Here is a 20,988-nt window from a genome sequence, read left to right on the forward strand (position 1 = left end):
CGCTCAATAGTCGATCGCCGCAAAAAACACGGCGAACAACCCATCCATCACAATGACCATAAAGATCGATTTCACCACCGAGGAGGTGACCTGCCGGCCGAGCGATTCGGCGGAGCCCTGCGTCGCGAGCCCGTCCATCGACGCGATGAGGCCGATCACCAGCGCCATGAAGGGCGCCTTGATGATGCCGACAAGAAACGTATGCAGCGCAATCGCCTCTTTGAGCAATGACGCGAACGCCGCGGGGCTGATCCCTCCATACCACCAGGACACGACCATGCCGCCAAAGAGCGCCGCTATGTCGGCGAGGAAGGCCAGGATCGGCAGGGAGATCACCAGACCAAGCACGCGCGGCGCGATCAGCACCTCGATGGGCGAAAGACCCATCACCAGCAGCGCGTCGATCTCCTCCCGCATTTTCATCGAGCCGAGTTCGGCGGTGATCGCCGAGCCCGAGCGGCCGGCGATCATGATTGAGGTGAGCAGCACGCCGAGTTCGCGCAAAACAAGAATGCCGATCAGGCTGACCGTGTAGCTGGACGCGCCGAACTTGAGCAACTGAAAGATGCCCTGTTGCGCGACGATGCCGCCGACCAGCACGTTGATCAGCACGATGATCGGGACGCTGCGAAAGCCGACCAATTCGATTTGCGCGACGAGCGAAGTGAGCCTGAACCGCCGCGGATTGGCGGCCACATAGATCATCGAGGAGACGAATTCGCCGAGAAAGCCGACGCCGCGGTAAAATTCGCGAAGCGCATCCACGATCGATTCGCCGAAGTCCGCAAGCAGAACAAAGATGACGTTGAACCGCGGCCGCGAGGGCGCAACGAAGGCGCGGTAATGCGCTTCTTCGAGCAGGGTCGCATATTCAGGGCGCACATCTTTGAGCGTGACAGCGACGTCGCGGCCCGCGAGATCATGCCGCGCGCGATTGATCAGCCAGGCGCCGGCCGTGTCGAGTTGCGAGACTTGTGAAAGATCGATCGTGACCATGCGATCGAGGCGCGCCTCCTCGACAATTCGACGCCCCTCCTCCTCCAAGCGATGAGAGGCGAAGAGCGTCCAGTCGCCCGAAAGCGCCAGGCGCACGCCCGCCGCAGAGGACTGGCGCGCAACTTTGGGCGGACGCTGCATCGCCGCGACGGTCATCGGGCTTCGCTTCGCGCTGGAGTCAGTAATCGGCTCATTGATCGCGTCATCCTATCCGACAATTGTGGCGCGCCGCTGACGCGGGCCGGCGCGCCGCCACTTGCAAAGCCGCCTCTTGCAAAAACGTCATAACTTCGTGAATTGACGTCAGCAAGCGCATCGGCGCACATCGCCGCGCCGTCGCGCCCGCGCGACGCGGGCGACGGAGAGAGATTTGAAGCGAAAACTATCTGTCGCCATACAGAGTTACCCGATCGCCGGCAGCTTCGTGATTTCGCGCGGCGCCAAGACCGAAGCCGTAGTCGTGACCGCGACCTTGGTTCAGGGCGGCGCCGTCGGCCGAGGCGAATGCGTGCCCTATGCCCGCTATGGCGAAAACGCCGAAAGCGTCGTCTCCACAATTGGAAGCGCGCGCGACGCCCTCGAAGCCGGCGCCAATCGCGCCGACTTGCAGCGCCTGCTGCCGGCGGGGGCGGCGCGCAATGCGCTCGATTGCGCGCTCTGGGACCTCGAGGCCAAGCTTTCGGGCGTTCCAGCCCATGTCGCGGCAGGTTTCGAGGCGCTCTCGCCGCTCGTGACGGCCTTCACGATCTCGCTCGGCGCGCCCGATCAGATGCGCGCTGCGGCGGAAAGGGCGGCCGACCGCCCGCTCTTGAAAATTAAACTCGCCGGCGAAGGCGACGAAGCGCGCCTCGCCGCGGTGCGCGCGGGCGCCCCCAACTCAACCCTTATCGTCGACGCCAACGAATCATGGACGGCGGAAACCCTTCCCCGCCAGCTCGCCGCCTGCGCCGATTACGGCGTCTCGCTCGTTGAGCAGCCTCTGCCGGCGGGTCGGGACGACATTCTCGCGACCATGCCGCGCCCCGTGCCGATCTGCGCCGACGAGAGCGTGCATGACCGCGCCTCGCTCGCGCCGCTCAAGGGGCGCTACGACGCGATCAACATCAAGCTCGACAAGACTGGCGGCCTGACCGAAGCGCTGGCGCTGGCGCGCGCGGCGCAGGAGATGGGCTTTTCCATCATGGCGGGCTGCATGGTGGGGACGTCTCTCGCCATGGCGCCAGCCGTCCTCGTGGGGCAGATCGCCTCCTTCGTCGACCTCGACGGGCCTCTGCTTCTGGCCCGCGACCGCGTCCCCGGGCTGTGCTACGAGGGATCGACTCTCCTGCCGCCGGCGCCGGAGGTCTGGGGATAGCGCGCGAGGTCGCCCTCTGGACTTATTGACCGGTAGCTCTGTCGTAAACTAAGTTTTAACGGATGGGGATGGGGTTCCCCCGATAACCGCCGAAAGGCTGATGACTCCTGCGAACTCGCCGCCGCGTTCATAAGATCGTCGGCGCAGGGTAGGAGTGTCTGTTGCTTAGAGAGCCCGCACCCCGTCGTGCGCCTTGCCGCCTGCGCCCTGGCCGCGGGATCGTCGCTTGGCGCATCGGAGCGATTCGGCGCGGGACGCCACGTCGATGGCTATTCTGCGGAACCCCTATCGCGCTTTTTCTCGCCGGCTGCGCGCCCACGATGCCGGTGGAGCGCGCCCAATTTCTGGGCGCGCCGGCCATGGAGCGCACGCTGGCCAGATCCGGCTTGAAAGCCGCCGCTGGCGAAACGGCTTGGCCCCGCGAGGAATGGTGGCGCGCTTTCCGCAGCGCGGAGCTTGACGGCGTCATCGACAAGGCCTTGCGCGACAATCAAAGCCTCAAGAAAGCGGAAGATACTCTGCGCGGCGCGGACGCCATCGTGCAGGTCGCCGGCGCGAGGCTCCTGCCGGAGGTCCAGGCGACCTTCGGCATGCGGCAGTCGCGCAACCCGCTGCATGGCGTCGTGGCCTCCTATAATCCGGCGCAGGGCGGATTGCAGAAGACCATGGCCTTCATCAATCCGCTTGCGCTGACCTGGGAGCTGGATTTCTGGCAGAAAAACCGGGCTCTGCTCGACTCGGCGATCGGCGAGTCGGCGGCGCAGGAGGCCGAATTGCAGCAGGCGCGCCTGCTGCTGACCGCCTCGGTCGCGCGCGCCTATCTGCGCGGCTACGCCGCGGCGCGCCAGCTCGAGGTCGCCAGAGCTTTGACGCGTCTGCGCCGCGATTTGGTTGCGCTTGCTGAAACCCGCTATCGCACCGGACTCGACTCCTTAGACGGGGTGCAGATCGCTCGCGCCGAATTCGAAAACGCCGTCCGGCGCGAAGCGGCCGCGCAGGCGCTGGTGACGCTGCAGAAGGATGCGCTCGCTCGGCTCATGGGCGAAGGACCCGACGCCGCGCGCGACCTTTACGCCGGCCGAAGCGCGCCAGCGCCGGCGTCGCCGCCGCTGCCACGAAGCCTGCCCCTTGAACTGCTCGCGCACCGCCCCGATCTGGCCGCCGCGCTGCGCCGCGCCGAGGCGGCGGCGGCCCGGGTTCACGTCGCCAAAACAATGTTTCTTCCCTCGATCGATCTTGCGATCACCGGCGGCTTCGAAGGCTCGGTGACCTCGACGAAGATCAGCAAGCTCGCGGGCTATCTCTTCACGCCATCGGCGATCGGCTACGCGGTCTCGCCCGGAGTTCGCCTGCCCATTTTTCAGGGCGGCCGCCTGAGCGGAAATCTGGAGTTTCAGCGCGCCGATTATGATCAGGCGGTCGACTCATATAATGAGACGCTGCTGCAGGCGGCGCAGCAGGTCGCCGACGCCATCGCCAATCTCAAGCGCGCGCGCGCCGAATATGAGGCGCAAAGCCGGTACCTGCGCGTGGCGCGCGTGCAATATGACCTCGCGCAATCGCGGCTGCGCGACGGCATGAAGGATCGCCGCGAAACCGTCGCCGAGCGTGTTGATCTTCTCGAGTCTGGCTTCGCGCAGCGCGCGCTTGAAGGCGACAGGCTGATCGCCGCCGTCGACTTGTATCAGGCGCTGGGCGGCGGCTATGCAGATGGTCCGCCGCTGGCCGCGCCGAAGCCGGCGCCCGAAACCGACCCCTTGACGCCGGCCGTCGAGACGATCCAGTCGCTTGGCGGCGGCTGAACGCGCCACGCCTCTATCAGAAGAACGCGAACCCCATCGATGGCGCTATCCCGAAAAAGCATCCGCTCCCGCAGAGAGTTTCTGCTCAAAATCGTCGTTGCCGCAGTTCTTGCCGGCGCGCTGATCGCTTTCTCGCGATGGTATTTTTACGACCGCGACTGGGTGACGACGGACAACGCCTTCATCACCGGCAACATCATCCCGGTTCAGGCGGACGCGACGGGAGTCGTGGCCGCCGTGCTCGCGGAAGAAACGCAGCTCGTCAAGAAAGGCGACGTGCTCGTTCGCCTCGACGGCCAACGCGCAAGAGCGGCGCTCGCACAGGCGGAAGCCGAACTCGGCCGCGCGGTTCGCGCCGTCGGCGCGCTTTACGCGCAGCGCCGCCAGGTCTGCCAGAAGGTCATTTCCCGCGCCGCGCTTCGCGACAGGACGCGCCACGATCTCGCAAGATACCGCGAGGCGACGCTGAGCGGCGCCGCGTCGCGACAGGTGCTGCAGAATACCGAGGACCAGCTCGCCGCGCTGGAAGCCGATCTGCGAGAAGCGCAGGCGGAATATCAGTCGGTCGAGGCGCGCGTCGTCGGCGTGACGCGGCTGAATCATCCCGACATCGAGGCCGCCAAGGCGCGATACAACGACGCTTACGTCGAGTTCGTGCGCCAGAACATCCGGGCGCCGGCGACCGGCTATGTCGCCAAGCGCAGCGTTCAGGTCGGCAAGCGGGTGCGCCCCGGGGACGCCATCCTCAATATCGTGCCGCTCGACCATCTCTGGGTCGAAGCGAATCTCTGGGAAAACAGGATGGCCAGGGTTCGTCCCGGGCAGCCGGCGACGATCAAGGTCGATCTCTACGGATCGGAACACATCTACCACGGAGAAGTGGCGGGGCTCGTTCCGGGCTCCGGCGCCGTCTTTGCGGCTCTTCCCCCCGATAACGCGACCGGCAACTTCATTCGAATCGTTCAGCGCATTCCGGTGCGGATCGCCCTGCGGGCGGACGAACTCGAGAAACAGCCCTTGCGCCCCGGCCTGTCGACGGTCGCCTCGATTAATGTGTCCGGCCCGCTGCAATCGCCGAATCACTCGATCGTCAAGACGACGACGAATGAATATCTGACCGACGTCTATGACAAGGATCTCGCAGATGCGAAGGCGCGCGCCGACAAGATCGTGAAGGACAACGCCATAGGCGCGTCGAACGACGGCGCCGCCTGCACAGCCGCCGAATAGACTGTGCACGGTTAATTTCGACTCGCGCTCGCCTTTTTGAGCGAGTCTCTTGGCGAGACTCGGATCACGCCGTAAGATTCGGTTCGGATATTTTGATGATCTGATGGGGAGAGCGAGCATGCCGGACGTCAGCGCGAAAACGCCGGCGGGCCAATCTTCGCCAGCGCTTTCCCTCGATCCGGCGCAGGTCAGAATCTCGCAGCGCCTTGAGACGCTGAAGACGACAGAGAGCGGCCTCACCGCCGCCGAAGCGGCGCGGCGGCTCGCGGAATACGGCCCAAACGCGCTAGAGGACAAGACGGAAAGCAAGTGGCGCCGTCTGCTCAACTATTTCTGGGGGCCGCTGCCGTTCCTGATTGAAGCCGCCGCCGTCATCTCCGCCGTGCGGCGGGATTGGCCGGATTTCGGCGTCGTCGCAGGTCTTCTTCTCTATAACGCCGTGGTCGGCTTCTGGCAGGACAATAAGGCGGCGAACGCGCTCGCGGCGCTAAAGAAAAACCTCGCGCCCCGCGCGCGCGTGATGCGCGATGGCGCCTGGACGACGATCCCCGCCGTCGAACTGACTCCGGGCGATATCGTCAGCGTCGCCGCGGGCCAGATCATCCCGGCGGATCTCCTGCTCATTGAAGGCGATTATTTGAGCTGCGATCAGGCGGCGCTCACCGGCGAATCGCTGCCCGTCTCCAAGAAAATCGGCGACGACGCCTATGCGGGCGCAATTGCTAAACAAGGCGCCATGACTGGCCTGGTCACGGCGACGGGCGAGCGCACTTTCTTCGGCCGCACCGCGAAGCTCGTCGGCGCCGCCGGCGCCGTTTCGCATTCGCAGCGCGCGGTGACGGAGGTCGGCGATTTTCTTCTCGTGCTCGCATTTTTTCTGGCGCTGATCCTCGTCGGCGCGCAGCTCTATCGGGAAGTCATCGCGCCGGACGACTGGAGCTGGGATCGCGTCGGCTCCATCGCCCAATATGTGCTGGTGCTGCTGATCGCATCGATTCCGGTCGCGCTGCCGGCGGTCATGTCCGTGACGATGGCGATCGGCGCCTATGCGCTCTCTTTGCAGAAGGCCATTGTTTCGCGCCTGAATGCGATCGAGGAGCTTGCCGGAGTCGACGTGCTGTGCAGCGACAAAACCGGCACGCTGACGATGAACAAGCTCACGGTGCAAAGCGCCATTTCCTATGGCGCTTTCAAGAGTGACGACGTGTTGCTCTACGCTGCGCTGGCGACCCAAAAAAGCAGCGAAGACGCGATCGATCTCGCCGTGATGGCGGCGCTGCCGGCGCATGATGCGCTCGACGCCTTCAAGCAGAAGGCGTTCACGCCGTTCGATCCCGTCAGCAAACGCACCATCTCGACGGTCGCCGACGCCTCTGGCGGCGTTCGCCATTACGCCAAGGGGGCGCCGCAGGCGATATCCGCGCTCGTGCGGCCCGATTCGCAGACTCTGCAGCGCTATCAGAACGAGGTGGCCGCGCTCGCCGTCAAAGGCCAGCGCGCGCTGGGCGTCGCCATGTCGGAAGATGGCGCGCGGTGGCAACTGGTCGGATTGATCTCGCTGATGGACCCGCCGCGCGCCGACGCCAAGGCGACAATCGCGGAGGCGCGCGAGCTCGGCCTGGAAGTCAAGATGGTGACCGGCGATGACGTCGCCATCGGCGATGAGATCGCCGCCCAGCTCGGCATGGGTTCGCATCTTCTCGTCGCGAGCGATGTCTTCAAAGGCGACGTCAAGGCCGGCGCTCTGCCGCGCAGCGTCGTCGACGCGGTGGAGCGGGCCGACGGATTCGGCAGAGTGTTCCCGGAACACAAATATGAGATCGTCAAGGCGCTTCAGTCGGTCGGCCATATCGTCGCGATGACCGGCGACGGCGTAAACGACGCGCCGGCCCTTAAACAAGCGGATTGCGGCATCGCCGTCAGCGGCGCGACCGATGCGGCGCGAAGCGCCGCCGCATTGATCCTCACGGCGCCCGGACTTTCGACCATCGTCAATGCGATCCGCGTGTCGCGTCAGATTTTCCAGCGCATCGAAAGCTACATTTACTATCGGATCGCCATGACGCTCGACATCATGATCGTCGTCGTCGCGTCGATCGTGTTTTTCGATTTTCAGCCGCTTACAGCCATCATGATCGTCGCGCTCGCGCTCCTCGACGACATCCCGATCATGACGATCGCCTACGACAATGTCCCCGTCGCGCCGCAGCCGGTGCGATGGGACATGCACCGCATCTTCATTTTCGCTTCGCTGATGGGACTGATCGCGGTCGCCGAGACTTTCGGGTTTTTGCTGATCGGCATGCGCTGGACGCTCGACGATTCGCTGCAGGCGATGATCCCGATCGATCCCGGCCAGCTCCAGACCCTGCTGTTTCTGCAGCTCGCCGTCGGCGGCCATCTGCTGCTGTTCAGCGTGCGCACCAAAAAAACGATTTGTGCGCCGCCTTATCCCAGCGCCAGACTCTTCTGGGCGATCGCGGCGACGCAGGTCGTCGCCGTGTTGCTCTGCCTTTACGGAGTCGGCGTCGACGCCGTTCCCGGCGCGGCGATCGTCGGCGTGTGGCTTTACTGCCTGCTCTGGGTCGTCGTGACTGAGATTGTGAAGATGATCTACTGGCGTCTGGCCGGACGGCGCGACAAGAACCTGACGGCGAGCCACGTCGCTCTCACCGGTTGAACGAGAGCGACGAGACGAAGGAGGCGGAGCACATGAAATTCGTCAAGAAGTTCCGCGTCGAGCCCGGCTCGGACGTCGATCTCGGATCAATCGATCCGGGTTTTCATGGCGACTATGCGAATGACGCCCAAACGGCGCAGGAATTGCAGCGCAATCTCACGCGCATAACCGAGCTGCAGCGCAAACTCTACGCCGACCGCACGCATTCTCTGCTGATCGTCTTGCAGGGCATCGACAGCGCCGGCAAGGACGGCACCTGCTGGCATGTCATCAGCGCCATGGACCCGCAGGGCGTGCTGGTGACGGGATTCAAGCAGCCGACTCCCGAAGAACAGGAGCACGACTTCCTGTGGCGCGTCCATCCGCATGCGCCGCGGCGCGGCTACGTTTCGATCTTCAATCGCTCGCATTACGAAGACGTGCTTGTCGTGCGCGTGCATAAGCTCGCGCCCAAGGAGGTCTGGAAGCCGCGCTATGATTTCATCAATGAATGGGAAAAGCTGCTCACGGTAGAAAACAAGACGACGATTCTGAAATTCTTCCTCTATATCTCGAAGGACGAACAGCTCAAGCGTTTCAAGGCGCGGCTCGACGATCCGGCGAATCAATGGAAGATCAGCGCCAGCGACTATTCCGAGCGCAAAAAATGGGACGACTACATCAAGGCCTTCGAGGCGGCCTTGTCGCGCTGCTCGACCGAACATGCGCCCTGGTTCGTCATCCCGGCAAATCACAAATGGTTTCGCAATCTCGCGGTTTCCAGCATCATCGCCGATACGCTCGACGATCTTAATCTGAAGCTGCCGAAGCCCTCCGTCGAGATCGACGAAATCCGCAAGCTTTATCAACAAGCAAAGAACGAAGAGGAAAGGAGCAAGGCCGGGTGACGGCCTCGCCATTGAACGCCGCCTCGGTCTTTTCCGCGCTCGACGAAGCGCCGATGACATGGCGTCATTACGCCTATTGGCTCGCAGCGAGCGGCGGCGCGTTTTTGGACGGCTTCTCGGTGTCCGCCCTCGGCGTCGCGCTGCCGCTGCTCAAGCGGGACTTTCCGATCAGTCCGCTTTTCGTCGGCCTGATTGGATCGGCGCTGGTGCTCGGCGCGGTCGCTGGATCGGCGCTCGGCGGCATCGGCGCGGACAGATTCGGCCGCAAGCGCGTCTTCATCGCCGACATGGCGATCATCGCGTTCGCGTGCTTTATCGGCGCGGCGGCGCCGAACGCCCACGTCATCCTGCTGTCGCAGTTCCTGCTTGGCGTTGGCGTCGGCATCGATTTTCCGACGAGCGGCGCCTATGTGTCGGAGCTCATGCCGCGCGCGACGCGCAACAGAATGACAGTTGCGACGATCGCCCTGCAGTCGGTCGGCATGGCGGCGGCGGCTCTCGCCGGCCTCGCTTTATTGAAGCTACGGCCGTCAACAGAAGACTGGCGGCTGCTGTTCGGCGCCAGCGGCATGATTGCGTTGCTTTTCTTATCCGCGCGCCTATGGGCGCCGGAAAGCGTGCGCTGGCTGGTGGCGAAGGGGCGGATCAGCGAAGCGACGGCGCTGCTCAGGACATTATTGGTCGAGTTCGGCGAGACGCCTGTGAGCCTTCGCGCGGAAGCGGTCGCCGTGGCGGCGTCGAAGCGGGCTTCCGCGCCCAAGGCGCAGGACGTCGGCTATTCGGCGCTGTTCCGCGAAGCCTATCGCGCCCGCACGATGCTCGTCTCCTTGCCGTGGATGCTGATGGACGTCGCGACCTATGGCGTCGGTCTGTTCACGCCCGTCATTCTCGGCGCCATGCATCTCGGCGCGGCCGACGCGGGCTCGCTCGCGGCCGACTTCGCCGACGCGGAAGGCAGCGCCATCGTCGACGCTTTTCTGATCATCGGCTTTGTGGCGAGCCTCTGGGCGGTTCCGCGCTTTGGGCGGATCACCATGCAGGTCGCGGGATTTAGCGGCATGGGGCTCGGCATGCTGCTGTTGCTCTTCGCCGCGATGTCGGACAATGGCGCGAATGCGCATCTCGCCTTCGTCATCGGCGGCTTCATGCTGTTCAATTTCGCGATGAACGCCGGACCCAACGCCACGACGTTCACCCTCGCGCCGACGCTGTTCCCGACGGCGATTCGCGCCTCAGCCAGCGGCTTCGCGGCGGCGAGCGCCAAGGTCGGCGCGACTTTCGGCACATTCGTGGTGCCGCAACTGCAGGCCGGCTGGGGACTCACGGGCGTCGTCGCCCTCATGGTCGCCGTCAGCGTCGCGGGGCTGGTGACGACGGCCGGCCTGGCGCATGCGGTCAATGAGGAGGGGGCGCTCGAGGAATAGCCGAGGCGGCGCTACTGCAGATGAGCGACCAGCGTCCAGGCGCCGAGAAAAATGATCATGACGAGGCAGAGCGCCGAGAGGACGATGAGGATCGCCTTATTGGCGGCGCGCTGATCGTCCCTTCGCATTCGCGATTCTCCGACGGCCCGAGATCAGCACGATTCATTCAGGCGGAGCGGGCGAGCCCGCGTCACGCGCCGAAAAAGATCACGCGCAGATAATTGGTATAGTCGCCTTCCCACGCCATCATCGCCATCAGAACCAGCACCGCCATCGGCGGCGCCAGAATGGCGACGACCAGCGCCAGCCGCTCCCACGCCATGTGCATGAAGACGGCGACGATGAGCCCCGCCTTCAGCAGCATAAACAGGACGATCAGGAACCATCGCAAATAGCCCTGAAAGTCGAAATAATCGACGAGATAGGAGCAGGCGCTCAGAAAGAAGAGCAGCCCCCACACCAGAAGATAGAGCTTGATTGGATGCTGCTGGCCATGCGCCTGCGCCGCGGGCTGCGCCGCTTGCGCGACAGGCGCATGGCTGTGCGTCGTATTTTCCGTCGTCGCCGTCATCAGTTCCCCCGTCGGAGACGTCACCACAGATAGAAGAATGCGAAGATGAAGACCCATACGAGATCCACGAAGTGCCAATATAGGCCCATGATCTCGACGATCTCGTATCTGCCCTTGCGACTCGTGAAAAAGCCGCGCCGTCCGACGTCATAATCGCCGCGCCAGACGGCGCGCGCCACGATGAGCAGGAAAATCACGCCGATCGACACGTGGAAGCCGTGAAAGCCGGTAATCATGAAGAAGCTCGAGCCGAACTGCGCCGCGCCGAAGGGATTGCCCCATGGCCGCACGCCTTCGTGAATGAGCTTGGTCCATTCGAAGGCCTGCATGCCGACGAAGGCTGCGCCAAAGAACGCCGTCACCAGCATTAAAATCGCGGCCTTCCTGCGCTCGCGCGCATAGGCGAAGTTGACGGCCATCGCCATGGTGCCCGAACTCGTGATGAGATCGAAGGTCATGATGGCGATGAGGATGAGCGGGATTTTCTTGCCGCCGATCTCGAGAGCGAAGATTTCGCTCGGGTGCGGCCATTCCACCGTCGTGGACATGCGCACCGTCATGTAGGAAATCAGAAAGCAGCTGAAGACGAAGGTGTCGCTGACGAGGAAGATCCACATCATCGCCTTGCCCCAGGACGCGCCCTTGAAAGAGCGCTGATCCGAGGACCAGTCAGCGACCATGCCGTGCAGGCTGCTCCGCAGCGTGGGCTCAGTCGTTACATGTTCAGTCGTGACAGGCTCCGCCGTCATAGCGCATTCCCTTTACGAAAGCAGACGCCGGCAGATGGCGCCGAAACCATCGGCCCAACCGATCAGCATGGCGAACATCAGCAACCAGACGAACTGCAGAAAATGCCAATAGATGGCGCAGAGTTCGACGCTCGTGGTCAGCGCCTTGGTGATTCGCTCGGCGCCGCGCACCTTGTCGGTGGTTCGCGCAAGCGCCACCAGACCGCCAATGAGATGCAGCGCATGCACGCCCGTCAGCAGATAGAAGAAGGCGTTCGCGGCGTTGCTCGAGGCGAAGAACCGCAGCTCGAGAAGTTCGCGCCACGCCCAGATCTGGCCGATCAGGAAAAGAGCAGCGGTTACGGCTCCGACAAGCAGCGCCGTCTTGACCCGCTCGGCGTTGGCGCGCCGGGCGGCGAAGACCGCGACTTGCAGGGCGACGCTGCTGGCGGCGAGCAGAAACGTGTTGACCCAGAGCACGCCGGGGATCGGCGGCATCTGCCAGTCGGGCGCGTCGCCGCGCATGAAAAAGGCGGCGGCGAGCAGAGAGAATAGACAGCCGGCGACGGCGAGAAAGACCGCGAGCCCCACTCTCCCGGCTGTCGGCGGCTCGGCGCCGCCGGCGCGACGATAATGCGCAACCTCGCCTTCCTCGAGCCAGGGCGACTCCAGCACCCCCTGGCGCACCAACCACATGACCGCAACAGTGGCGATAAAGACGAAGAAGAGCCCCATGACGCTCATGGCGAACGCTCTCCTCTCACCGGCGGCGCGTTCTGCGGCAGATAATCCTCCGGCGCGCCGGGCACGCTGTAGGCGTATGGCCAGCGATAAACCACCGGGAGCTGCTTACCCCAATTGCCGTGTCCCGGCGGCGTTTCGGGCGTCTGCCATTCGAGCGAAGCGGCGCGCCACGGATTGCCGCCGGCCGGCGCGCCATGCTTCAGGCTCTTGAACAGATTGTAGAAGAAGATCGATTGCGCGAAACCGACCGCCAAGGCGATGACCGTGATCACAATGTTGAGCGTGGCGGCTGACGCGGGAACGAAGGCGGTTTCGCCCATCTCGTAGAAGCGCCGCGGCATCCCGAGCACGCCGAGATAGTGCATCGGAAAGAAGATCGCATAGGCGCCAAGGAAGGTGATCCAGAAGTGAATCTTGCCGAGCCGCTCGTCCATCATGCGGCCGGTGATCTTCGGATACCAGTGATAGATCGCGCCGAAAATGACGAGCACCGGCGCGATGCCCATCACCATGTGGAAATGGGCGACGACGAACAGCGTCGCGGACAGTGGCACGTCGACGATGACATTGCCGAGATAGAGGCCGGTAATGCCGCCGTTGACGAAGGTGACGAGGAACCCCAGCGCGAACAGCATCGGCGTCGTGAAATGGATGTCGGCGTGCCAGAGGGTCAGCACCCAATTATAGACCTTCAGCGCCGTCGGCACCGCGATCGCGAGCGTCGTCACCGCGAAGAAGAACCCGAACCACGGGTCCATGCCGCTGATATACATATGGTGGCCCCAGACCACCATGCCGAGCACGCCAATGGCGATGATGGCCCAGACCATCATCCTGTATCCGAAGATGTTCTTGCGTGCATGCACGCTGATCAGATCGGAAACGACGCCGAAGGCCGGCAGCGCGACGATATAGACTTCCGGATGACCAAAGAACCAGAACAGGTGCTGGAACAGGATCGGGCTGCCGCCGACATAGTCCTTGCGCTCGCCGAGTTCGACGAGCGACGGCATGAAGAAGCTCGTGCCGAGCGTGCGGTCGAGGAGCAGCATGAGGCAGGCGACGAAGAGGCCGGGGAAGGCGAGAAGCGCCATCACGGCGGCGGCGAAGATCCCCCAAACCGTCAGCGGCATGCGCATCAGCGTCATGCCTCGGGTGCGCGCCTGCAGCACCGTCACCACGTAATTCAGTCCGCCCATCGTGAAGCCGACGATGAAGAGGATCAACGAAACGAGCATCAGGATGATGCCGTATTCGTGGCCCGGCGTGCCCGTCAGGATCGATTGCGGCGGATACAGGGTCCAGCCGGCGCCGGTCGGCCCGCCAGGGAAGAAATAGCTCGAGACGAGAACCAGGGTCGCGATCAGATAGACCCAGAAGCTGAGCATGTTGACGTAAGGGAACACCATGTCCCTCGCGCCCACCATCAGTGGAATGAGATAGTTGCCGAAGCCGCCGAGAAAGATGGCGGTGAGCATATAGACGACCATGATCATGCCATGCATGGTCACGGACTGGTAATAGACACTGGCGTCAATGAACGGGATCGCCCCTGGAAAGGCGAGCTGCAGGCGAATCACCCATGACAGCACCAGAGCCAAAATGCCGACGGTGATGGCCGTGCCGGCGTATTGAATGGCGATGACCTTGGCGTCCTGGCTGAACACATATTTCGTGATCCAGCTGTGAGCGTGATAGAGTTCGACGTCGGCCACCTCCGCCGGCGGCGGCGCGACGTTCTGGGGTACGCTGGCGTCGGTCATGGAACGATCCTCCCTTCGCCACTATCGCGCTTCCGGCGAACGATCGAGCCCCGTCGCAGCGGCGCTCGGTCAGCGGCGATGAATGTCAAAGCGGCGCAACTCGCATCGGTGAGCGTCATTGAGCAGAGGCCCGCTTGTCTCGGCCTGCGTCGCTCTTGCGCGACTGCTCGAACGTCTGCTGCGCCGTGCGCCAAGTCTCGAAGTCGGCCTCCGACTCAATGACCATCTTGCCGCGCATCTGCGGATGCCCCGTGCCGCAATAGGCGGCGCAGAGGATCTCATATTCGCCGATCTTGGTCGGCGTGAACCAAAAATATGTGACGATGCCCGGCACGAGGTCCATCTTCGCCCTGATCTCGGGGACATAGAAGTCATGTAGGACGTCGACCGATCGCAGCAGGACCTTGACCGGCTTGCCGAGCGGCAGGTGCAGATCCCCGCTCGTGATCAGCAGATCATCCTGTCCCTTCGGATCGGCCGGGCTCAGACCCATGGAATTGGTTGAGTCGATGTAGCGCACGTCGCTCGAGCCGAGCTGGGCGTCAGCGCCCGGCAGGCGGAAGCTCCAGTTCCACTGGACTCCCACCGCTTCGATCACCATCGCGTCCTTAGGCACGGTGATGAACTGACCCCAGACGAACAGGCCGGGCGCGAGGAGAATGATGACGGCGATCGTCGTGACGATTCCAAGCCAGGCTTCGAGCTTCTGATTCTCCGGCTCATAGGCGGCGCGCCGGCCCGGCACATGGCGAAAGCGATAGAGGCAATAGGCCATAAACAAGATGACGGCGACGAATCCTGCCCCCGTCACCAGGAAGGTCAGCCCCATCGTATCGTCGATGAAGCCCCAGTTCGACGCGATCGGCGTCGCCCGCCAGGGACTCAACACGTGAAACAGGATCGAACCCGCGACGACCAAGACCATAGCGATGGCGATAGACATGCGTGCTTTGACCTCGCCGGTGGTTGCGATCGATATGGCCCGACGGCCTATATAGACCGGCTAATCGCCGCGCGTCAAAGTGTCGCTGCAGTTGTGCGGCGACTCACTGGGGGCTCGGGCGAATCTCCTGAAAACGAGGGGACGGAAGGGCGACGCCCGCGCCACGCGTTATTCGCGCCCGGGGCCACGGCCGCAAAAAAACCCGCGCGGGAGCGTCCCGCGCGGGCGTTCGTCTTCGGGCTCGTTACAAACTTATTTCTTCGTGGCGGCCGGCGCGGGCTTCGGCGCGGGCGACGTGGCGGCGCCCTTCTGGGCCTCGAGCTTCTTGCGCTCCTCCTCGGCCTTTTTCTGCAGTTCCTCCTGCAGCTTCTTTTGCTGCTCTTCGAGGACCTTGGGGTCGACGGCGGGGCCGTCGAAGGCTTTGCCGAAATTGGCGAGCGGCAGATAGAAGGTGACCTCGCCGTTCGCCTGATTCTTAACGACCACCGTCATCTTTTCGGCCTTCTTCATGCCGTCGACGACCGCCTTCTTGACTTTCGCCTCAGCGAAGCAGCCATTCGGGAAGCAGATTTCGAACGCGCCGCTTTCCGGCGCTCCCTTATCGATCGAAAAGCGGAAACCGGGTTTCAGCATGAGGCCTGGCGGCAACAGCAGGCGGATGATCTTCTGATCGTCGCCCTTGGGATCGTAAATCGCGAGCGCGAGCAGCGGCTGGGGCGCCTCGCCCTCCTTCGCCGACACGCCGAAGTCGCGCGTCGTGTAGCACATTTCCTTTTTGGTCTGCGGATCAGCGCCGCACACCTTGGTCCAGTCCGGCTGGACAGCGACGAGTTCGGCGGCGATCGGCCCCTGAGGCTGCTGTTGCTGTTGCTGCTGCGCTGCGCCGGCCGCGGGCGCCTGCTGCGCCAATGCGCCGCCGCCGCCGAACAGCAACGCTCCCGCAAGGGCGATCGCGCAAGAACGCGAGATATGGGTCGACATCGGAAGTTCCTTTCGATTGTCCTGCTGGCCGGCGCTCTCCGGCTCCGGATAGTTTCGAGATCGCGTCATAACGGGAGCCGCCTTCGCGCCACAGCGCCATGGAACTTGACCAGCCCGTGTTCCAGCGCGATCGCGAGACGCCGACGAGGCGACGGCATCGCTCTTACATGGTCGCGGCAGTAAATTCCAGCCGGACGGAGTGCTCAATGCTTGGAGAAGGCGCTTTTTGCCCACAACTATCGCAAAAAAATGGCCGAAAACTTAAGCGCGACTCGCTTCTTGCGACAGGACGTTGGATTATGGTCCGCCGATGAAGATTCACCCGATTCCTGCCAGACGCCCCGCCAGCGGCGGCGGCGAACAGCGAATGCGGGGGCGCCGCGCGCTCAGCTTCGCCCTGTCGCTCCTTATCGCCGCGCCCGCTTCGGGCGCCGCCCCAGCCTTGCGGGCGGCCGAAGCGCCCTGCCCGACGCACGGGATCGCCATGCATGGCGCGCCGGCTTTGCCGAGCGATTTCCATCACTTCCCTTACGCCGAGCCGGGCGCGAAGAAGGGCGGCAAACTTCGCGTCGGCCTCGCCGGCACCTTCGACAGCCTCAACCCGTTCAATCTTAAGTCGGGAACCGCGGCGCAGGGGCTTGTCGGCAATGTTTTTCAGGGCCTGATGGCTCGTTCGCAGGACGAACCCTTCACGCTCTACGGCCTGATCGCGCAGTCGATCGACGTCGATCGGGCGCGTTCGCAGGTGACCTTCCATCTCGACCCGCGCGCGCGCTTTTCCGACGGCAAGCCGATCACCGCGGAAGACGTGCTGTTCTCGTTCGATCTCTTAAAGACGAAGGGCCGGCCGCAGCAGCGCATCGCCTACGGCCTGGTCAAATCGATCGACGCGCCGGACGCGCATACCATCCATTACGACCTCTCAGGCGTCGGCGACCGGGAGCTGCCGCTCATTCTCGCGATCATGCCGGTGCTGCCCAAACACGCGACCGACGTCGAGCGCTTCTCCGAAGCGACGCTCGCCAAGCCCGTCGGCTCCGGTCCCTATGTGATCGCAGACGCGCAAGTCGGCGCGCGCCTTCTGCTGCGCCGCAACAAGGACTATTGGGGCGCCGACCTGCCAAGCCAGCGCGGATTCTACAATTTCGACGAGATCGACATTCAATATTTCCGCGACGGCAATTCGCTCTTCGAGGCCTTCAAGGCGGGCCTGCTCGACTATCGCGACGAAACCAGCACGACGCGCTGGGCGAGCGGCTACGACTTCCCGGCGCTCACCGATGGACGCGTGGTGAAGGAGACGCTGAAAAACGAAAACCCGAAAGGCATGGAGGGGTTCGTCTTCAATACGCGCCGTCCCCTGTTCAAGGACATCCGCCTGCGCGAAGCGCTCGGCATGATGTTAGACTTCGAATGGGTCAACACGAATCTCTACGCCGGCCTCTACACCCGCACGAAAAGCTTCTTCGACGAATCCGAATTGTCTTCCTCTGGCCGCCCGGCGTCCCCCGGGGAGCGCGCCTTGCTGGCGCCGTTTCCGGACGCCGTGCGCGAAGACATTCTGGAAGGCCGCTGGCGACCGCCCGTCAACGACGGGTCAGGCCGCGACCGCGAGATGGCCAAGCGCGCGCTCGATCTGCTCGAGAGCGCCGGCTACCGCATCGAAAACGGCGTTTTGCGCAAGGACGGCGAGCCTGTCGCCTTCGAGATCATGGTCAAAGACCGCAATCAGGAGCGGCTTGCGCTCAACTATGCCGGCTCGCTGCAGCGCATCGGCGTCGACGCCCGCGTGCGTCTCGTCGACGAGGTGCAATATCAGCGCCGACGGCAGAAGTTCGATTTCGACATGATGCTCGGCCAGTGGGTCGCCTCGGCGTCGCCGGGCAATGAGCAGCGCATGCGCTGGGGGTCTTCAAGCGCAAACCAGGAAGCCTCTTTCAATTTGGCCGGCGCCGCCGCGCCGGCGATCGACGCGCTCATCGCCGCCCTGCTGGCCGCGACAAGCCACGACGATTTCGTCACCGCCGTTCGCGCTTACGACCGCGTGCTGCTGTCCGGCTTCTACGTCGTGCCGCTGTTTCACGCGTCCGACCAATGGCTCGCGCATTCGACCGACATTGCGCGCCCGGCGCGATTGCCGCGCTATGCGTCGCCGATGTTCGGTCCGACGCTCGAAAGCTGGTGGAGACAGCGCTGAGCATCGCGCGAGACATGCGCCGGCGCACGCCTTCGGCGTGTCTGGCGCGCTAGACGTCGATTGGCGCCCAGGGCTCGCCTTCACGGAAAGGCCTCCGCCCCATGCGCCATGAATAGGAGCGCCCGTGTCCCAGTCGCTCGATAACATTCTCTCAACGCGCCTGTCGCGGAGGGTTCATTCCATGGGTTTCGCACTTTTTGTCGTCGGCGCCGCCGCAATCGGCCTTTTAATCATCGACCGATCCTTCAACCTCGGCCTGCCGATTGGCCTCTTCCAAAATCCGCTGTTCTGGTTCGCCTATGTCGCGCTGCTGGCGCTGTCGACGATGGTGCGCTTCGTGCGCCAGCAGACCGTGCTCGTCATCGAGCGTCTGGGCCGCTACAACCGATCGCTGACCGCGGGCGTCAATTTCGTCTGGCCGATCGTCGAGCGGGTGGCCTACACCTTCGATCTGCGCGAACAGGTGATCGACGTGCCGGAGCAGGACGCGATCACCAAGGACAACGCCACCGTCACCATCGACGGCGTTCTCTATTACAAGATCGTCAACGCCAAGGACGCCGCCTATGGCGCGCAGGACATCCGCCGCGCCATCGTTAATCTGGCGCAGACCTCGATGCGTTCGGCCATCGGCTCGATGGAGCTCGACAAGACCTTCGAAAACCGAAGCGAGATCAATGAGCGGGTGGTGCGCGCCGTCTCCGACGCCGCCCAGCTCTGGGGCGCGCATGTCACGCGCTATGAGATCAAGGACATCGCCATGCCCGAATCGCTGCGCCAGTCGATGGAGCGGCAGATGAAGGCCGAGCGCGACAAGCGGGCGACGGTGCTCGAATCGGAAGGCGTGAAACAGTCCGAGATCAACCGCGCCGACGGCGAGAAACAGGCGGCGATTTTGCGCGCCGAAGGCCAGGCGAAGGCGATCGAACTGGTGCGCACGCAAATCACCCAGGTCGGCGGCGATCAGGCGGTGCAGCTCGAAGTCGCCAAAAGCGCCATCGAGCAATATGGCCGCCTCGCCAAGGCCGGCAATTCCTTAGTGCTGATGGGCGACGGCGCCGACCCCGCCGGCTGGATCGCCAAGGCGATGGCGGTGCTCAAGGCCGTCAACGCCAGCCCGGCGTCAAACGAGGCGCAGCAGCGCCGCGCGCAGCCCTGGCGGGAAGCGGAATAAAGATGGAGACCGCCTTTCTCTACGATCCCGCCAATGCGAGCCTGATCGCCGGCCTGATCCTGCTCGGACTCGACATCGTCGTGATCGGCCTGTCGCCGGTGATGTTCGTGGCGGTGGGGGCGCTACTGACCAGCGCGGTTCTCTATGCGACCGGCTGGCGGCCGTCGCTCGTCGAGACCGCGGCGATCGTCGCCGGCGTGAGCCTCTTGATCGCCATCGTCGGCAGGAAGCCGCTGCAGCGGTTTCAAAACGCCGACATCGAAGAAGATAAGAGCAGCGATCTGATCGGCCGCGAAGTGACGACGACGCATGAGGTGACGAAAACCCGCGGCGTCGTGTTCTGGTCCGGCGTCGAATGGCAGGCGCGGCTCGCCGAGGATTCGCCGGTCGAGAGCCTCGCGCCCGGCGCCAGGGCGCGAGTGGTGGCGGTGGAGAATCTGGCGCTGGTGCTGGCGCCGCTCGCGTGAGGTTGCGAAGACCTTTTGGACATTTGGTTTTGGATTGCTGCAAGGAACGGCAAGGCGCTCGACGCGCCGTATCAAGAAAGCAGGAGCCGGTTCCGCTCGCTCGCCGATGCATGGGCAGATGCCACCATGCCGCACGGGCGGCTTATGCTGACAGTGTTGGGCGGCCTTCCGGAGTTCGAGCGCGAGTTAACCAGCGCCCGCACCAGCGGAGCCCGGAGCTGCGCCAACATGCTAAAATTTATCGTTGATCCCGAGCCGAAGGTGCTTTGCATCAAAGGGAAATGGGGAACTGGAAAGACGCATGCGTGGGACGATACAGTAAAACAAGCTGCCAGCAATGTAGCAAAAGCTAAGTCATGGGTAATGTGTTGGGGCTGAAAGGGACATGCACATAGACACCCCCCTCGGGAAGTGGCGTCAAATGCACGCCCCCTTCAGCTAAAATTTCCATCCCTAAATCCGCGATAACGTCGAAGTCGTCCGGACTTCCCCACTTCCCGAAATTTTCCCAGAGAGTCACAAAAATCTGTTCGAGCCGGATGAAATGCGGCGCGAACCAATGGTCCTGAAGCGCTGCATGAGCGACTGGCGCGTCGTCTTCCGTTACGCCAAGGCCCAAACCGTGCAAATGGCCAAGCAGATACGATGCAAATCTGAGGAGTTCAAAATATTCACGCGCCACGTCCGTCAGGACTGCCTCGTGGTCGTTGTGGAGGCGGTAGCGCCGGATATGGTCGTTCGCTCGTTCGCGGGTCTCTTTGAGAGCCGAGACGAACGTCCCCTCGTATATAGCGGCTTGCTTGCTACCAAAATGCGCACTGAGGCGAGAGGCTGCATACTCGTCCCAGCAAAACTCATTGAGTTGCTTATGTATCACCTCGATGTAGTCGGCGATTACATGTTGTAGAACCCTGTTTGGAAATGCTGTGTCGATTGCCTTGAGCGCCTCTACATGTGCGCATTCGTGAGCTAGGGCTCGGACCCATAAAGTTGTTGGCTTGGGCGCGATGTCGTGATTCACAGCTTCCGAAAGGAAGCGCCAATGAT

17 protein-coding genes, 1 pseudogene and 1 riboswitch are annotated in these 20,988 nt (G+C 63.4%); of the genes and pseudogenes, 10 read left to right on the forward strand and 8 right to left on the reverse strand.

The window, feature by feature from the left end:
- Nucleotides 1–3 precede the first annotated feature (3 nt).
- On the reverse strand, nt 4–1,152 hold the full coding sequence (locus tag HUN39_RS09575; protein WP_232366012.1) for an ABC transporter permease: 1,149 nt from the start codon (nt 1,150–1,152) through the stop codon (nt 4–6).
- Nucleotides 1,153–1,366: 214 nt separating this feature from the next.
- Between HUN39_RS09575 and dgcA the strand changes: the two genes are divergently transcribed.
- The 6 genes from dgcA (at nt 1,367) to HUN39_RS09605 (ending at nt 10,373) form a co-directional block, all read left to right on the forward strand.
- On the forward strand, nt 1,367–2,350 hold the full coding sequence (gene dgcA, locus HUN39_RS09580; protein WP_175094271.1) for an N-acetyl-D-Glu racemase DgcA: 984 nt from the start codon (nt 1,367–1,369) through the stop codon (nt 2,348–2,350).
- 55 nt (nt 2,351–2,405) lie between these two features.
- Nucleotides 2,406–2,467, forward strand: a riboswitch (Fluoride riboswitch).
- A 170-nt stretch (nt 2,468–2,637) separates the two neighbouring features.
- Nucleotides 2,638–4,152, forward strand: a complete 1,515-nt coding sequence (locus HUN39_RS09585) for an efflux transporter outer membrane subunit (protein ID WP_332310744.1) — start codon at nt 2,638–2,640, stop codon at nt 4,150–4,152.
- Nucleotides 4,153–4,191: 39 nt separating this feature from the next.
- Nucleotides 4,192–5,382 (forward strand): HlyD family efflux transporter periplasmic adaptor subunit, encoded by a 1,191-nt coding sequence (locus HUN39_RS09590; protein ID WP_175094273.1) that lies wholly within the window; start codon nt 4,192–4,194, stop codon nt 5,380–5,382.
- Nucleotides 5,383–5,500: 118 nt separating this feature from the next.
- Complete coding sequence (locus tag HUN39_RS09595; protein WP_175094274.1) at nt 5,501–8,062, forward strand: plasma-membrane proton-efflux P-type ATPase; 2,562 nt, start codon at nt 5,501–5,503, stop codon at nt 8,060–8,062.
- A gap of 32 nt (nt 8,063–8,094) precedes the next feature.
- Nucleotides 8,095–8,949: a polyphosphate kinase 2 family protein gene (locus HUN39_RS09600; protein ID WP_175094275.1), complete on the forward strand. Its 855-nt coding sequence runs from the start codon at nt 8,095–8,097 to the stop codon at nt 8,947–8,949.
- Complete coding sequence (locus HUN39_RS09605) at nt 8,946–10,373, forward strand: MFS transporter (RefSeq protein ID WP_175094276.1); 1,428 nt, start codon at nt 8,946–8,948, stop codon at nt 10,371–10,373. Before HUN39_RS09600 ends, HUN39_RS09605 begins: the two co-directional genes overlap by 4 nt.
- 190 nt (nt 10,374–10,563) lie before the next feature.
- Here HUN39_RS09605 and HUN39_RS09610 read toward each other — a convergent pair whose 3' ends face one another.
- From HUN39_RS09610 to HUN39_RS09635, 6 genes are all read right to left on the reverse strand, one after another.
- Nucleotides 10,564–10,944: a cytochrome C oxidase subunit IV family protein gene (locus HUN39_RS09610; RefSeq protein ID WP_175094278.1), complete on the reverse strand. Its 381-nt coding sequence runs from the start codon at nt 10,942–10,944 to the stop codon at nt 10,564–10,566.
- Between the two features lie 20 nt (nt 10,945–10,964).
- A complete protein-coding gene (locus tag HUN39_RS09615; protein WP_408631399.1) occupies nt 10,965–11,624 on the reverse strand; it encodes a heme-copper oxidase subunit III family protein in 660 nt (219 codons plus the stop codon).
- 81 nt (nt 11,625–11,705) lie between these two features.
- Nucleotides 11,706–12,416, reverse strand: a complete 711-nt coding sequence (locus tag HUN39_RS09620) for a cytochrome c oxidase subunit 3 (RefSeq protein ID WP_175094281.1) — start codon at nt 12,414–12,416, stop codon at nt 11,706–11,708.
- A complete protein-coding gene (locus HUN39_RS09625) occupies nt 12,413–14,179 on the reverse strand; it encodes a cytochrome c oxidase subunit I (protein ID WP_175094283.1) in 1,767 nt (588 codons plus the stop codon). The genes HUN39_RS09620 and HUN39_RS09625 overlap by 4 nt, the downstream gene beginning before the upstream one ends.
- Before the next feature lie 115 nt (nt 14,180–14,294).
- Entirely contained in the window at nt 14,295–15,122 is an 828-nt protein-coding gene (locus HUN39_RS09630; RefSeq protein ID WP_175094284.1) for a cytochrome c oxidase subunit II, read from the reverse strand.
- A gap of 252 nt (nt 15,123–15,374) precedes the next feature.
- Nucleotides 15,375–16,103 (reverse strand): invasion associated locus B family protein, encoded by a 729-nt coding sequence (locus tag HUN39_RS09635; protein WP_175094310.1) that lies wholly within the window; start codon nt 16,101–16,103, stop codon nt 15,375–15,377.
- Nucleotides 16,104–16,470: 367 nt separating this feature from the next.
- On the opposite strand from HUN39_RS09635, the gene HUN39_RS09640 reads away from it, so the two are divergent.
- From HUN39_RS09640 to HUN39_RS18990, 4 genes are all read left to right on the forward strand, one after another.
- Nucleotides 16,471–18,300, forward strand: a complete 1,830-nt coding sequence (locus tag HUN39_RS09640) for an extracellular solute-binding protein (protein ID WP_175094311.1) — start codon at nt 16,471–16,473, stop codon at nt 18,298–18,300.
- Between the two features lie 181 nt (nt 18,301–18,481).
- Nucleotides 18,482–19,474 (forward strand): SPFH domain-containing protein, encoded by a 993-nt coding sequence (locus tag HUN39_RS09645; RefSeq protein ID WP_175094286.1) that lies wholly within the window; start codon nt 18,482–18,484, stop codon nt 19,472–19,474.
- A gap of 2 nt (nt 19,475–19,476) precedes the next feature.
- The gene (locus tag HUN39_RS09650; protein WP_175094287.1) at nt 19,477–19,941 is read left to right on the forward strand and encodes an NfeD family protein; all 465 of its coding nucleotides are present in this window, start codon (nt 19,477–19,479) and stop codon (nt 19,939–19,941) included.
- A 15-nt stretch (nt 19,942–19,956) separates the two neighbouring features.
- Entirely contained in the window at nt 19,957–20,319 is a 363-nt protein-coding gene (locus HUN39_RS18990) for a recombinase family protein (RefSeq protein ID WP_210266915.1), read from the forward strand.
- Here the strand turns inward: HUN39_RS18990 and HUN39_RS09660 are convergent.
- A pseudogene (locus tag HUN39_RS09660) lies at nt 20,291–20,988 on the reverse strand (hypothetical protein); the annotation flags it as partial. The gene HUN39_RS18990 and the pseudogene HUN39_RS09660 sit on opposite strands and share 29 nt — an antisense overlap.

It is taken from the genome of Methylocystis silviterrae (assembly GCF_013350005.1).
Taxonomy (GTDB): domain Bacteria; phylum Pseudomonadota; class Alphaproteobacteria; order Rhizobiales; family Beijerinckiaceae; genus Methylocystis; species Methylocystis silviterrae.